Annotated in this window: 7 protein-coding genes and 1 pseudogene; 1 reads left to right on the top strand and 7 read right to left on the bottom strand. The window is 58.0% G+C overall.

The genetic code is table 11. The features are described from left to right. The 7 genes and pseudogenes from DRW39_RS13315 to DRW39_RS13285 all read right to left on the bottom strand — a co-directional run bounded on the left by DRW39_RS13315 (position 1) and on the right by DRW39_RS13285 (position 7,185). Complete coding sequence (locus tag DRW39_RS13315) at positions 1-492, bottom strand: glutathione peroxidase (protein ID WP_116107545.1); 492 nt, start codon at positions 490-492, stop codon at positions 1-3. A gap of 119 nt (positions 493-611) precedes the next feature. After that, on the bottom strand, positions 612-1,430 hold the full coding sequence (locus DRW39_RS13310; protein WP_116107544.1) for an oxygenase MpaB family protein: 819 nt from the start codon (positions 1,428-1,430) through the stop codon (positions 612-614). A gap of 147 nt (positions 1,431-1,577) precedes the next feature. After that, positions 1,578-2,000 carry an SRPBCC domain-containing protein gene (locus DRW39_RS13305; RefSeq protein ID WP_116107543.1) on the bottom strand — a complete coding sequence of 141 codons (423 nt, stop codon included), beginning with the start codon at positions 1,998-2,000 and terminating at the stop codon, positions 1,578-1,580. A 107-nt stretch (positions 2,001-2,107) separates the two neighbouring features. Next, positions 2,108-2,536, bottom strand: coding sequence for an SRPBCC domain-containing protein (locus DRW39_RS13300; protein ID WP_116107542.1), 429 nt, complete (start codon positions 2,534-2,536; stop codon positions 2,108-2,110). 94 nt (positions 2,537-2,630) lie between these two features. Further along, positions 2,631-4,423 (bottom strand): annotated as a pseudogene (locus DRW39_RS13295) (alpha-L-rhamnosidase C-terminal domain-containing protein). 14 nt (positions 4,424-4,437) lie between these two features. Then, entirely contained in the window at positions 4,438-5,706 is a 1,269-nt protein-coding gene (locus tag DRW39_RS13290) for an alpha/beta hydrolase family protein (protein ID WP_198664880.1), read from the bottom strand. A gap of 141 nt (positions 5,707-5,847) precedes the next feature. After that, entirely contained in the window at positions 5,848-7,185 is a 1,338-nt protein-coding gene (locus DRW39_RS13285; RefSeq protein ID WP_157976103.1) for a hypothetical protein, read from the bottom strand. Between the two features lie 1,240 nt (positions 7,186-8,425). On the opposite strand from DRW39_RS13285, the gene DRW39_RS13280 reads away from it, so the two are divergent. Further along, a complete protein-coding gene (locus DRW39_RS13280; protein WP_232830149.1) occupies positions 8,426-15,298 on the top strand; it encodes a malectin domain-containing carbohydrate-binding protein in 6,873 nt (2,290 codons plus the stop codon). Positions 15,299-15,312: the final 14 nt, after the last annotated feature.

Raw genomic sequence — 15,312 nt, 5'->3', positions numbered from 1 at the left:
TCAGAGCAGCTTTTCGATGTCGGGGGCGATCTTGTCGGGCTCCGTGGTCGGCGCGAACCGCTCCACCGGTTGGCCTTCCCGGTCGACCAGGAACTTGGTGAAGTTCCACTTGATGGCGCTGGTGAGGAAACCGCCGCAGGACTTCTTCAGGTACTTAAAGACGGGGTGGGCACCCTTGCCGTTGACCTCTACCTTCGAGAACATGGGGAAGCTCACGCCGTAGTTTACCTGGCAAAATTCCTCGATCTCGTCTTCACTGCCCGCTTCCTGGCCGTTGAACTGGTTGCAGGGGAAGCCGAGGATGACCAGGCCGCGATCCTGGTATTTCCGGTACAGTTCCTCCAGGCCTTCGTACTGCGGGGTCAGGCCGCATTGACTGGCGGTGTTGACGACCAGGATCACCTGGCCGGCGTAGTCCGCGAGGGAAACGTCCTGCCCCTTGATGTCCGGAGCGGAAAATTGGTAGAGGGATTGGGTGGTAGTAGTGGCCATATTCAATTTTGGTCGAGTAAGATAATATCGTGCACGACACAAATATACGGTGCCGGGTATAAATAGAAGGTAATCGGGGGCCGTAAGCGGCGTTTTGCGCCGGAGCGCAGGGAAAAGGCTTACCGCGAACGCTGGCCGTCCATCCTGACCGACCATCGCGGTTCGGATAGCGGATCCGGTGATCTCCGGTCCAGCGATTTTATTTCCGCCTTGTAAGCGGTGGGCAGGATCAGGTCCCGCATCAGGGTATGGACGCCCAGCCACCGGGCCAGTTTATACCCTCCGATCACGGGGTATAGGAGGGAGAATTTACGGAACCGAAGTAACCGGCGCACCCGCTCGGGCACGACCAGCATCTGTCCTTCTCGTAGCATCAGGTACCGCGCCCAGCCCAGGTGTTTACGGTACTGGCGGTAGAGGTCCTCGGTGTAGGCACTATAGACCAGATCGTCCCGCAGGTGGCTGTGCCGCATCTCCGTCCATTCGCGGTAGGTAGCGGGCAGGCCGCGGACGCCCATGCGGATTCCGACGCGGTTAAACACCTCGAAGACCTCCGTTTTCTCCGCCTTCGTCAGCCTGCGCTCCAGCACCTCATAGGCCCGGATGGAGTAATCGATAAGCATAAATAGCACGTCGCGGTAGGCCCAGTCGGGGATTTGCTTGCCCCGCTTCTCCTCCACGGCGGCGTGGATATGGGCCATGGCGTCGATGGCCCGGTGGGCGCCCTCCCGATCCGAGAAGACGATGGTGCGCGCGTAGCCGACGGTAGAAAATAGCCGGCCCAGCGGGTCTTTCGGGAGCCGTCCGGTGAAATAGAGCCAGTCGACGGCTTTATTGACGGAGAACTCCGCCGCGGCGCCGGCGAAGATGAACAGGATGGTATCGCCGGTGCCCCAGATTTCGCGGACGATGGAGTGGGGGTTTACGAAGGCTTGCATGGGGGGGAAACGCGTAAGGGTTTGTAAAGTGCTTTGAAATTTAAAGTTTTTTAAGCTTACTGGGATAATGCCCGCGCAGTTGGAAACTGCGTTGTACATCGCGGTCGGAGACCGCATTGTACCGGCGCGGTCGGAGACCGCTTTTTACTAGGCTTCGACGCTGCTTACGTACTTGCGGAAGTTATCGAGGATGGCTTGCCAGTGCTGGCGCTGCTCGTCGTTTTCCATCGATTCGGCGGGGTCGAAGGTTACCTCGACCGTAATGCCGCCGTCGGCGTCCGTGAAGTCGACCTTGACGTAGCGGCCGTTCTCCAGGGTGTATTCGATGTGGGTTTCCGGCTCGATCTTGGTGTAAGTGCCTTCGAGTTCCATCTTCATCGTGCCTTCCTTTTCGGCCATGACGATCTCGAACTTACCTCCTTCCCGCAGGTCATTGGTGGCTTTCGGGCAGTGCCAACCCTTACCGGCGAAGTTCCAGTTGATGACGTGCTCGGCTTCCGTATAGTAATGCCAGGTTTCGCTACGGGTGGCGGGTGCGGTGGTTTTGACGGTGATGGTCTCTGTGGGCATGCTAGATGGTTTAGCAGTGTAACCACGGCCCGTCCATCTAGTTTAGGTATTCCAGCCCCCCGGCTATCGCGTTATGCGGAGTTGTCGGCACTTGCGGGCAGGACGGATCATTCCGCACCGTGCTGGGACTCGGCGTAGCGCTTGAAGTTGTTGAGGATAGCCTGCCAGCCCTGTTGCTGCATATCCCTGTCCTGACTCGGCTCGGCGTCGAATGTGACCCGAACGTGGGTCGTTTCCCCCTTGCCTTCGAAGTCGACGCTAACCTTCCGTTTGTCGGTGAGGGTATAAGCGACGTGTTCCTCCGGCTCCACCCGGTCGTAGGTGCCTTCCATGTCGAATTCCATGCTGCCGTCCTTGGCAGCCATGGTGATGACGAATGCGCCACCGACGCGTAAATCGTTTACCGCTTTCGGACAGTGCCAGTCTTCCGAAGCAAAGTTCCAGTTAATGACGTGCTCGGACTCCGTGTAGTAATGCCAGGTTTCGGAGGGTGGGGCGGATACGTCGGTCTCTACGGTGATGGATTCTGCGGACATGGTGTCGAAGATTTAGGTTGAAAACCCCAAGCTTTGGATGGGGTTCGGTGCCCCTAACGGGCGCTAGGTTCGAGTATGCCACGCTCGTCCGTCGTTACCGCGCGTCGAGGATGCGGACTCCTTTCGGCGCGTCGACAACCGACGCCACGGAGCCGTCGGCCCTGCGCTCGTGACGAATATTAACCACGCCATGCGGGGTAGGGTAGGTGCCTTCCACCCATTCCAGTCCACCGAGGTGGGGTTCGATCCGTAGGGCCGTGCAGCCGGGTTCCACTATCTGTACGCCCAGCACCCGCTGGCTCAGCCAGGCCGTCACCCCGGACGACCAGCCATGACATAAACTGTGGCGATAGCTCGCATAGCAATAGTCTCCAAAGTCTCCGTGAATGTCGTTCATGCCTTCCGGCGTAACTCGTCCAGGCGGGCGGAATTCTCCATCCAGTCCACATCGAAGTGTTCCCAGAATGTCGTGGCCCCCATATCGAGCATGCCACCCCAGTAATCCGACGCGATATCGAGTGCGGTCTCATGCTGCCCCGCCAGGGTGAGGGCCTCCAGCATATACAGGCCGTAGAAGGTGGAAAAGCGCTGCGGCCCGTCGACGGCAATCACCTCCCGGCTGGCATTCGACGGTTCCATCAGCCCGGCAACGGCCATCAGCGCGGCGGCTTGTTTCAGGTCGTTATGGGGTTTATGCTGCCGTGCCAAGCGGTCGATAGCCGCTTGGCAGGTCGCCCTCGCTTCCGGTTCGCCCAGGATGTCCGCCAACTTAGCCGCGTCCCGCAGGGCCCACGTCAGCAGGGCGCGGTAGCCCGCTTCCACGCCGGCTTTGTTGGGAGTAGACGGCCAATCAAGAAATTTAAAGCCCCCGAAAGTTTCGGTTCCGTCTTCGTTGATCTTTCCGTCGATCTGGTCGATCAGGCCGAGCATGTAATCGCGGTGTTTCTCGAGGAAATCGCGGTCGCCGTTCTGCATATACCAATCATACTGAATGATCAGGTACCAGAAGGAGTAAGAGGACATATTATTCATCCAGGCCGGCAGGGGGTACTGTTCGCAGGCCAGGTCGAGGCTGTTCGGAATGACCTTGTTGTTACCGAAGACCGCGCTGATGGCCGCCATTTCCGGGTGGAAATCTCCTAACCACACGAGCCGGTCGCGCTTTATACCGTCCCACAGGTATTCTTGCATATTAAGGTGAGTCGTATAGGCCCCGGTGAGCCAGATCGAGTCCAGGCGGGGATCACTGCTCCGAAAGGATCCCAGGTAGGGGATGTCGCGGTACCGCAGGATCGCGCGGGCCTCCTTGAGTTGGATCAGCGTACCGGGTTGCAGCAGATCGATGCGTACGAAGCGAAAGCCGGTATTGCCAACTTCGATGAGTCCGTCGCGGGGGATTTCCATGACGATGTCCCGCTTGGCATGGTCGTCGGTGCTGTAGCCCATCAACCAGTCGGAGTTGTACGTCTCGCTGTTGGCCTCGCCCACCGATTCTCCGAAGCGGATTCGCACCAGCGAAGGTTCCCTCCGCGAGGAGCTGCCCATCACCAGCTGTAGCCCACCGTGTAGCTCCTTCCCGTAATCCAGCAGGATGGATGCCGTATCGTTCTCCAGCGTCCGCATGCGGCAGAAGCGGGTTTGCCGGCTCATGCTCGACTGGCTGATGCCCGGCTCCAACAGGACGCCGGTATTTTGGATCAGGGTATCCGTATCGTCGGAATCCCACATGACGCGTACGGGGGAGATAAATACCCGCGTTAGTTCGTCCGGTCTCGCTATGCTATCGTATTCCGGCCCGAAAACGGGTGGGAGTTGGGCGGCGAGCGCAGGTGAAATGACCGTTAGGAACAGGAAGATTTTCAGTTCGAGCGACCTGGTCAGATGCATGGACGGGGGAGTTGTTATTGCAGGAAGTGCCGTTTCATGAAGTTGATAAACACGGTGTAATCCTCCGGAACCGGACCGTGTCCGCCTTCGTGCATATAGTACCCGAGATCGTGGAGGATGGGCACGCCCGGCCCCGGCCAGTCGGTGGTTTCCAGTCCGTGTCCTCCGAGAAGTTCGTAGACCGGGCCGGCGGCGACGGCGGCCTCGAACTCCCCCTTGGGGTCAGACCACAGGTCCGTTGTCCCGGTTTGCAGCAGCAGGGGGCGGGGCGCGATGAGGGACAGCAGCAGGTGCCCGTCTACGGGGCTGGTGCCCGGATCGGCACCGTACCTGGCCCGGTTGCCGGCAAACTGGTAATCGTAGCGGCTGGAATCGATCATGTGCGCGGTCGTCTCGCCGTACTGCCGCCGCGATAATGTCGCCCCTCCCTCCCCGGAGCAGCAGGCGATGACCATGCCGAAGCGGGGATCGCTGGCACCGGTCCAGAGGGCGGTCTTTCCCAAGCGGGATGCACCGAACACGGCTACTTTCTCCGTGTCTACGCGCTCGTCCGTTTCCAGGTAATCCATGACTCCGCTCAGGCCCCACGCCCAGGCTGCGATCGTACCCCACTCGTCGTCGGCGGGATAGTCACGTCCATTTTCCAGGAAGTGGCCGCGTACACCGTGAGCGATGCCCGCCTGAAAGTCGGGCTCGATGTCGCCGTAGTAAATGGCCGCCACGCCGATCCCTGCGGCCAGGAAGGGGGCAACATCCAGTGTCCCGAACGAACGACTCTCCGAAGCGGGAACCCGCCCCCCGTTGCCGTTCCAGACCGTGCCTTCCCGGATGCCCGGATCATCGAAGGACAGCGAATTGGCCGAGAAACCGATTTTCAGGAAGACCGGAACCGGGCCATCGGCATCGGACGGGGTGTAGATCAGCAGGTCGGCCTTATGCCGGGTGGTATCTTCGGTAAAGAAGAGGGTAACCTGCCGGCGAAGGGCGGTGCCATCGAAGGCCGGGGCACTTGCCTCGAAAATGGTGAAGTTGGTCGTCCTGCGCTCCGGCGCCCGACCAAATTGCTCCGTTTCGAATAGATGGAGGATCTCCGGCCGCCGCTCCTCGTACCAACCGGCCGAGTCGGTCACGGTCCGACCGTTTTGCAGGATGAGTGGATCGGGAAGCTCATAGGCCGGTACCCGCGCCTCATCGTAATTGACGGGGATACCCGCTACGGTATCGGACTGTGCCCAGACCACGCCGTTGGACAGGAGGAGTACTCCGAGGAAGAAAAGGTGCACGATCGAAAGAATTGTATGGGGAAGATACCATTCCTTTCGAGCCCTGTCAGTTAAAGGATATGCGGTCGTCCGTCTTCGTTGTTTCTCGAAGAACGGAATTACGATTTGGTCAGGCGAAGCACTGATGTAGCCATTTACCTGTCACAAGGTGACCACGTACTCCAGGTCTTCACCGTGGCTATCTCGTAACCGTAAGCGATAACGTCCCTTCCACAGGCGCAGCACCCGTTCATCTTCCCGGTCCATGAGTTCGGTAGCCAGAACGGGGGTAGCGATTGCGCTATCAAACTCGCCCCGCAATTCCACGATTGCGGGGAAGGTGAGCTCGTCAACCTTTCCTCCAAGCGTTTCGTGCAAGGACAGCGTGCCGTACGCCCGACCGTCACACCGCCATCCATCCCATCCGCGCCGCTGGTCGGTACTGCCCAGCGGCGGGGTGACGGTTACGATGTCGAAGGGCATGTCACCGTTCGGACCACGCCACAGGTTCCCCTCGTCGTCAATCAGCACCAGGGGTGTGCCGCCCTGCTCTAAACGCTCCTGTAGCGTGGTGTAGTAGGGACTGGACTTCTGGGCTTCGGCGACCTTCTCGTTCATCGCATCCTGGTAAACGGTCAGGGGATCGTCGCCGGTGAGCTGACGATAGTGCCAGGCCATCCAGTAGGTACCGGAGCCGGGCCGTTTTTCGGTTTTTGTCTCTATGGCGTGGTACCAGCCACCGTGGCAGACAATCTTTTCGCCGGGGTGGGCTTGCTGGTAGGCGACGATGTGTTCGGCCTGCTGCAGATCACGTTCGCTTTCCGAACTTCCATTCCGCTCGTAAGCGAAGATCTGAAAGCCGAGGTCGATAGCGTGGCGCAGTAAGTTGCCATATTCCGGTTCGCTGGGGTAGATACCCGACATATGGTTCAGGACCGGATACCCACGCTGTTGAAGGAGCGAATCCAAGGGTTGGCTCCCGGTTGCCTGCGGCAGGGCGGTCAAGTTTTCCAAACCGAGGTGCCGGTAGCCGGCGGCGTAGAGGTCATCCAGCAAGCAGCGGGTAAATACCCGGTGCTCCGGTTTTGTGTGCGACTCCGTGATGATGAGCAGCTTAGCTCGTGCGGCCCGGTCGGCAATGACGCTTTCCGCGTCCCGCAGCCTATAGTCAGCCAGGGCGGTGACCGCCGCGGGCATCAGCGTGTCCAGATCCCATATGAGCTCCAATTCGGTCTGCCGGTTCACGGTGCCGTATTTACCGATCTGTAGCCAGGGATGATAATATCCATCCCGGATTTTACCGGCGGCTATACCGCGGCGTATGGAATCGGAGGAGAGTAAGGGATAACGGGGAAAATTGGCCGGGAAGGCCGCATCGGTTAGTGTATCGCGGGCGCTTGGGCCTATGTTCTCATCGCGCGTCTCGTTCCGCTGTGCGGACTGACAGGAAACCAGCAAGATGGTCAGGAGGAGGGGCAACGCTAGTATTGATCGATGCATGCCGAATCGGTCCGTTTTCTCACAAGATAGACTGCCGGTATTCGATACAGCAACTCTGCTCGCTGTAACGCTTGATCGCCACCCACTTTGCCTTGGTGGAAAGTTTTTCGGCAGGGGAACGAATACGTTGGATGATGGCAGGAGATTTCCGGTTTCCGAGTGTCGTATCTACCTGCGCCCCGTCGCCAGGTTAAAAAAGGAATAGCGATCGCTAAGGGGAGGGATGGGGTTCGGAGGACTAAAAAGCCGGGGCGAACATAATTTGTCGGTCAAACGACATTGTATTTTTTATAGCCCGCGTTTCGGTGAACCTTCCCAGTAAACACTAGGGGTGTACAGCCATGCGGAAGCTTATAGCAACGTATGGCAACCGGGCGTATATGACCGAATTATTCGCTGTAAATAATAGCATAGAGGATATATCAATAATTTTATGGGGTTGATTCTCAAAACATTATGGTGATTTTCGTCCCATTTGCACGCTACACGGGTTAATCTGGAGTACCGCTCTCAGGCTCTCCGTTAGGACATCCCCATAAATGGTGGGCCAAGCCGCCTTTTGGCCTACATTAATTTGGTGATCCGGAATATATTGCTATATTAGTGATGGATTTGGCAGTTGACCATTTACGAACCACCTAGAGGATAACGCCTCTTCCGCTGTGGATGGTCCGATACCGAAGGTCGTTTTTCCTTCCTGCCGATCGTTACGCTCACCTACCCATACATATTCTACTGGGCGATACCCAGAATTCTCGGGCGCTGGCTGTTGGCCAATCTTGCCGGAGATGGATATGGACTATGAGCATACAAGAATTACAAACACTCCTTTACACCTAATTAGCCAAAGCTCAGGTAACCCTCCCGATGCAGGGAATGGGTACTAGTTAAAATTAATTCTGCCTGGCAGAATAGGAATTTCTGTGCATATGCCATTCGATTTTTGGTGCATAGTATGGAAGTTATATGCGTATTAATTATTCACCTTGTTTACCGGGTATTTTCCGCTGTTTGATATCTGCTTTTTTTGACAATTAACTACTAGCATAACACTATGAACACACATTTACCTACTCCCTGCCACAGGGTTAACGGACATTCTGTGTCCGCAATCATCCGATTGATTTTAATTCCATTACTTGTTCTGGCTGCGGTAGGTAGTCAAGCACAGAACATTAGTTTTAATCAGAGCAATCTCGATTTTGCCGGGCAGGGGGGGGTCTCCCAGGGTACCTCGCTCATGTTCGGCCCGGACGATCGATTGTACGTCGTGGGCCTGAACGGAACAGTGGATGTGTTCTCCATCCAACGATCAGGCCCCAATGATTATGTGGTCACCAGTTCGGAGGAGTTGCTCGATGTAAAAAACATTCCCAACCACAATGATGATGGCAGTGCGAACAGTAATAACAACCGGGAAGCGACCGGTCTGACCGTAGCCGGAACCGCCGAGAGTCCGGTGATTTACGTTACCTCGAGCGACTCGCGGGTAGGGGGACCTAGCGGTGATCAGGACCTCGATACCAATTCCGGGGTGATCACCCGCCTGAGCTGGAACGGTACCAGCTGGGAGGTTGTAGATATTGTACGCGGCCTATCCCGCTCGGAAGAAAATCACGCGACGAATGGGCTGGAGTTCGTGACGATAGACGGCGAAGATTTCCTAATCGTCTGCTCCGGAGGCCATACCAACGCGGGCTCACCGTCCGATAATTTCGCCTGGACGACGGAGTACGCGCTTTCGGCCGCTATCCTGTCGGTTAACCTGACCGAGTTGGAGCAAATGCCCGTCAATACGGATAACACCTCCGGCCGGAAGTATATCTACGATCTTCCGACCCTCGACGATCCCACGCGACCGAACGCTAACGGCATCGTCGACCCCGACAACCCGGGTTACACCGGTGTCGATGTCGGTGACCCCTGGGGAGGCAACGACGGCCTCAACCAGGCCATGATCGTGGAAAACGGTCCAGTTCAGATCTTTTCGCCCGGCTACCGGAATAGCTACGATCTGGTTGTCACCGAAGACGGTAAAGTATTCGCTACCGACAACGGTGCCAACGGGGGGTGGGGCGGCTTGCCCGTAAATGAAGGCGTCGACGGTACGGTGACCAATGACTATATATCCTCCGAACCGGGGAGTTCCAGCCCGGTGGGGGGCGAGCAGGTGAACAACGCGGATCACCTGACCATGATCACCAATGACCTTCAGAACTATGTCTTCGGCAGTTTCTACGGTGGGCACCCCGCCCCGGTGCGGGCGAATCCGGAAGGGGCGGGTCTGTTTACAAACCCCACGGCCAACGCCAACAGTAATTCCGTGTTCCGTACGCTCATTTACGATCCGGACGGATCGCGTGGGCCTGGATACACCAACGATCCGAATATCGGGCTGCCCGCCAACTGGCCACCGGTACCCCCCAGCCTCGCCGATCCGCGGGAGGGAGACTGGCGCGGACCGGGCATTAATAACCCGGACGGTCCCGATGATGTACTCGTGACCACATGGGGGACTAATACCAACGGTATCGACGAGTACACCGCTTCCAATTTTGCCGGGGTGATGAAGGGGAATCTGATCGCCGGAACGAACGGTGGCGTATTGCGCCGCGTTGAATTGGACGCCAACGGCAACCTGGACCAACTTACTAATGCCTTTATCTCTAACCTGGGAGGTAATCCGCTCGGGATCACCTGTAACGGCGATTTTGATCCCTTTCCCGGCACCATCTGGGTAGCCACTTTCAACAGTACAATCAAGGTTCTGGAACCCCAGGACATCGATTGCGACGAGCCCGGCGACGCCGATTATTCTCCGACCGCCGATAACGACAACGACGGCTATACGAACGAGGACGAAATTGCGAACCGCACAGCGGAGCAAACGATTGAGGAGGTCATTTGCAACGGAGGTAATCAACCCAATGACTTCGACAAATCCGCCGGTGCTCCGCTGGTATCCGATCTGAACGACCCGGACGACGATAGCGACGGCATTTCCGATGCCGACGACCCCTTCCAACTCGGCGACCCGGACACCGGCGGCAGTGATGCCTTTAACCTGCCGGTACTGAACGACCTGTTCTCGGATAACCAGGAACTGGAGGGCTATCTGGGTCTGGGCTTCACCGGACTAATGAATAATGGCGCGGCGAATCCCAACTGGTTGAATTGGCTCGACCGGCGGGACGACCCCAACGATCCAAATCCCAACGATATCCTCGGTGGTGCCGTGGGCGCCATGACCATGCAGATGACGGACGGCACGGCCGCCGGCACCGCCAACAGCCAGGAGAAGGGATTCCAGTACGGGATCAATGTAGACCAGTCGACCGGCATGTTTACCGTTGAGGGTCGCTTGTTTAACTTTACCGACCAGCTGCAACTCTACGGCAGTTCGGCCCCCACCAACGGAGAGCTGGGCCTGTTCATCGGCGACGGTACGCAGAGTAACTACATCCAGCTGGTGCTTACTGCCAACGGTAAGCTGGAAGCCCGCCAGGAAAATAACGATGTACCGCAAACACCCCTTACCGCGACGGTAACGGCGAGCCAGGACATCATTATGTTCTTCGAGGTAAACCCGGCCGACGGTACCGTCACGCTGCTGTACACCGTCGACGGTGGAAGCAAGTCGGTGCTGGGTAGCCTCACCGCCCAAGGCAGTATCCTTACCGCCATGCAGGACAGCGGCACCCCGCTTGCCGTCGGTTTGATCGGCACGTCCAATGCCGCCGGCGAGGAGGTAGAAGGTACCTGGGATTACCTCTACGTGCGCAGCACGCAGCCCTACGCCGAGCAGAGCCTGCCCGATGTCGACGCACTTATTAATGCCAGCGACCGGACATTCGACCTCGCGGACTACTTCGGCGATGACGGGGGAGACGATAACCTTGCCTACACCGTTGCGAGCAATACCAGTACGGGCGTGGGTACGAATATCACGGGAAGTACACTAACAATATCATTCCCGGCAAGCTCTGAAACAGCTGACGTCACGATTCGCGCGACGGACGGGAACGGACTATTCGCGGAACAGACCTTCACGGTCACCGTTTCAGACGAACCTATCCCTATCCTCCGTATCCGGGCCAACGGTTCAACCCTGGCCGCCACGGACGGTGGGAACCCACCCTGGAGTGGAAATATCCCCGAGGGCCAGCAGAACGGATCGTACAACGATATCTCCTTCGCCGTCAACACCGGTACCTATTCCACGCAGAACGTCACCGGGCGGCACACCTCCCTGCCGGACTACGTGCCGCAGGCGCTTTTTACCAATGAACGGTACGACGTAGAGGCCGCTCCGGAGATGGAGTGGACCTTTGACCTCCCGCAGGGGAACTATGTCGTCCGGCTCTACATGGGCAATGGATTCAACGGGACATCCGAAGTCGGTGAGCGTGTATTCGATATATCCATCGAGGGACAGCTGGTCGAGGATGATCTTGACCTGGTAGCGACCTTCGGGCACCTCAACGGCGGTATGCTGGAGTACCCGGTAGCCCTGGGTGACGGTACCCTGAATATCTTATTCGAGCACGTCACGGAGAATCCGCTCATCAACGGCATCGAGATCCTGACCGTCGGTGGCGAGTTCACCCCGCCGATCACGGTGATGCCCATTCCAGATCAAAGCAATGCCGAGGGCGACTTAGTCAATCTGACCGTCATGGCTTCCGGTGGAGACGACAATGAGAATTTCTCCTTCAGTGCTACCGGTCTACCGACGGGTATCCAGATTGAACCCACCACCGGTCTGATCTTCGGTACCATTGCGGACGGAGCCTCAGCGGGGAATATCTATAATGCTGTCGTTACGGTCAGCAAACCCGGCAGTAGCAACGCCACCGTTTCCTTCACTTGGACCGTGATCGGTGAATTCAACCAGCTTTGGAACGATCAGACCGACGACGAAAACTACACGGCGCGCCACGAGTGTTCCTTCGTACAGGCCGGGGATAAATTTTATCTCTTCGGCGGGCGGGAAAACTCCACCACCTTTGACGTCTACGATTACGAATCGAAGACCTGGAGTCAGATTCCGAATTCGGCCCCGTCGGAATTCAATCACTTCCAGGCCCTCGAGTACCAGGGATTGATCTGGGTTATCGGGGCATTCAAAACCAATAACTTCCCCGCCGAAGAGCCGGCTGACTACGTCTGGGCGTACAATCCGGCCACCGACGAATGGATACAGGGACCGGAAATACCCGAATCCCGGAAGCGGGGCTCCGCCGGGCTGGTAATCCACAACGGCAAATTTTACGTCATAGGTGGTAACACCATTGGGCACGACGGCGGCTACGTAGCCTGGTTTGACGAATTCGACCCCGAAACCGGCGTATGGACCAACCTTGGTAATGCCCCCCGCCCCCGCGACCACTTCCACGCGGAGGTTATCGACGGGAAGCTTTACTTGGCCGGCGGTCGCCTGTCTGGAGGAACCGGGGGCGTCTTCGCCCCCCTGATCGCGGAAGTGGACGTCTACGATTTTGCTTCCCAGAGTTGGACTTCGATCCCAGACCTGCCCACTCCCCGTGGCGCCGCTACCGTGGCCGCCTTTAAAGGAGAACTCTACGTCATCGGCGGAGAGATCGGCACGGATCTACAGGGTAATAACATCGGTGATGCGCAGAAAACCACGGAGGCGTTTAATCCCACTACCGGCTACTGGTCTACTAAGCCGGACCTGATCACGGAACGGCACGGGACCCAGGCGATCGTTTCCGGCGACGGTATACACGTTACGGCCGGATCCAACAGCCAGGGTGGCGGCGGCACCATGAAGAACATGGAATTCTTCGGGACGGATAATCCGGTCGGGACCCCGCTTACTGCCAGCCAGCTGGAAACGCCCGGCAGTGTATCCATCAATGCCTACGGGACGTCCGACTTCGCGGCCACCGCAACCGGCGGCAATACGGGCCTGATCATTACCGACATGGCCATTTCCGGGCCGGATGCCGAATCCTTCTACGTGAATTCTCCCCGGACCTTCTCCCTGGTCGAGCCGGGGGCCAGCGTAGGCCTCACGGTCGGTTACAGCGGAACACAGGCCGGGCAAACCGCCACGCTTACCATCACCTACGGTAATTCGGCTACTGCTACGGTGGCTCTGAACAGTACCCTGGTCACTTCCGGCACCGTCCTGTACCGGGTCAATGCGGGCGGAAGTCTTACGGCCGGCAACGACGCCGACCCCACGGACTGGTCAGCCGATCAATCGGCCGTCAACGCGGGCGGTAGTGCCGGCATAGGTACGCCATCTTCCTACTACAACCTGACGCCGCCGGCCCAGGACATTACCTACGGCGTGGCCTTCACGGGCACCAACAACACGGGGTATCCTGATGAGCTGTTTTCGACGGAGCGGTACAGTACGGTGCCCAATCCAGACAATATGCAGTGGGATTTTCCGGTAGAGAACGGCGACTACATCGTCAACCTGCTCTTCGCCGAAGTTTGGACCGGTGCACAAGATCCCGGTACCCGGGTCTTCGACGTGATGATTGAAGGAGATCCGGTGTTGGAGGGTTTTGATCAAACCGTGGCCTACGGGTGGAACACCGCGGGGGTAGAAACCTTCTCGGTGACCGTCGCCGACGGCAACCTGGATATTGACTTCCTGCTGATTGCGCAGAATCCGAACATCAAGGGCATTGAAATCCTGAGCGCCGCCGGCCCGCCAGTCAACGAAGCACCGGTGGTGACGACGCCCGTCGGGCAAATTGGAAGAGAGGGCGACTACGTATCGCTGCAGATCGACGCCAGCGACGCGACGTCCTGTAGCGGACTGACCTATACTGCAACCGGTTTACCGCCCAGCCTGACGATCGATCCGAGCACGGGCTTAATCTCCGGTACGCTCGACGTTGAAGAGGAAGGCGACGGAAACGGCGCGTTTATGGAAAGCGGCGGACTCGTCGTGATCGAGATGGAATCGGCCCCGATACTGCCTGGTTCGTGGGAAAATGCCGCGACTTACAGTACCGGCAGTTCTCCGAATTTGAATAATCCGACCAGCGCTTCCGGTGATGACTTCATCATCTGGCAGGGATCGCAGTACTTCAATAACCCCGGCAACGGTCTGCTCACCTATCCGGTAGAGATCACCACGCCGGGCGTATACCGCTTCCAGTGGCGCAGCCAGGTCGCCAACGGTACGGATGCTACCGAGCACAACGACACGTGGTTGAAGATTGAGGCGGACGCCTATTACGGCCAACAGGGCGGGTCGAGTATTGTCTGCCCGGTAGGCGCGCCCGCGGGGAACGACTGCACGGGTGATGCTCCCGAAGGATCTTCTTCCGGCGGCTGGTTCAAAATTTATGCCGGCGGAGCCAATAACTGGAGCTGGAGCACCAATACCAGCGATAGCGACGCTCACCAGATATACGCACGCTTCGATGCGCCGGGCACCTACAACATCCTGGTGTCGGCACGCTCTTCGTCGCATGCTATCGATCGCATGGTGATGTCGCATTCCGGCTATTCCGGAAACCCTCAGAGCCTTAGTCTGCCGGAATCAGAACGCGCGGAGACGGGTTCGGCGGGCGCGGCGGCCAATAGCCCCTACGACGTGGTCGTGACGGTGGCCGACGGTTGCGTGCCTTCCCTCAGTACCCAGGTAAACTTTAACTGGGAAGTGGTCGATCCGCAGGCACCTTCGAGCCTCACCCTGCTTACCAGTACCCAGGGCCGTACCAACTACGGTGGCGTGCACACGGTAGAATTGTACACGCCGAGCAACCTCACCGCCCCCCTCTACCGCTACACGCCCACGGCCGACGCGAGCGGCCAGATGAAGGTATCGGGCTTTGCTCTGGGGCAGTACCGGGTACTCGTCAAACGATCCGGCTTCCTGCAAAGGGTGCAGACCGTAAGCCTTACCGGAGGCGACGTTACCGCGACCTTTGGTGAATTGCGGGCCGGTAACCTGAATGCGGACAACTCCGTCAGTATTCTGGACTTCTCGCTGCTCGCAAATTCCTTCGGTCAGTCCGGCCAGATTTCCGATTTCAACGGGGACGGCGTGACCAATATTCTGGACTTTTCGCTACAGGCATCCAACTACGGGTCAAGCGGGGAATCCGTATCCGATAATTAATAAATAATAATTGA

This window comes from Lewinella sp. IMCC34191, from assembly GCF_003390935.1.
GTDB lineage: Bacteria > Bacteroidota > Bacteroidia > Chitinophagales > Saprospiraceae > Neolewinella.
The sequence above is the reverse complement of the archived record's forward strand: the minus strand, read 5'-3'. Positions and strand labels throughout refer to the sequence as shown.